Origin of the sequence: Mesorhizobium sp. M2A.F.Ca.ET.039.01.1.1, assembly GCF_003998035.1 — a bacterium.
In the GTDB taxonomy this organism is placed as follows: domain Bacteria; phylum Pseudomonadota; class Alphaproteobacteria; order Rhizobiales; family Rhizobiaceae; genus Mesorhizobium.
In genome coordinates this window covers 1-449 of record NZ_RZRY01001527.1, presented here as the reverse complement: position 1 = coordinate 449, position 449 = coordinate 1, and the positions used below count along the sequence as shown (strand labels likewise).

Here is a 449-nt window from a genome sequence, read left to right as displayed (position 1 = left end):
GACTATATGCGGACGGCCGCTGCAAAGGGTGCTTCGTCCTATGCCATGCTTGTCCACCATGCCTTGAAGAATGCCGGCGTCCCCATTCTGACCGTCATCGGCATAAGCTTCGCTTATCTGATCGGCGGAGTCGTCCTCACGGAAACGGTGTTCAACATACCCGGCATCGGTCGTCTGGTCGTGGATGCGATCAACAACCGCGATTATCCCATTATCCAGAGCGTGCTCATCCTGACTTCGGGTCTTTACGTCCTTATCAACCTCACGGTCGATCTTGCCTATACGCTGGTTGATCCGCGGATCCGGTACTAATATGACGCTCATTTCCGCACCAGTTCAAGCCGCGCCGATCGGTCGGCTGCGACTATCTGACATTCCCCGTCTGGCAAAGCGGAATCCGCTCGTTTTTGCAGGCGGCGGCCTGTTGGCGCTCCTGATCATTCTGGCGC

The 449-nt window shown here is 56.6% G+C and carries 1 protein-coding gene; it reads left to right on the top strand.

What is annotated here, in order from left to right; all coding sequences use genetic code 11:
* Positions 1 to 312 (top strand): ABC transporter permease (locus tag EOA24_RS40780; RefSeq protein WP_133375119.1); only part of this gene is annotated, 312 nt, incomplete at its 5' end.
* Positions 313 to 449: the final 137 nt, after the last annotated feature.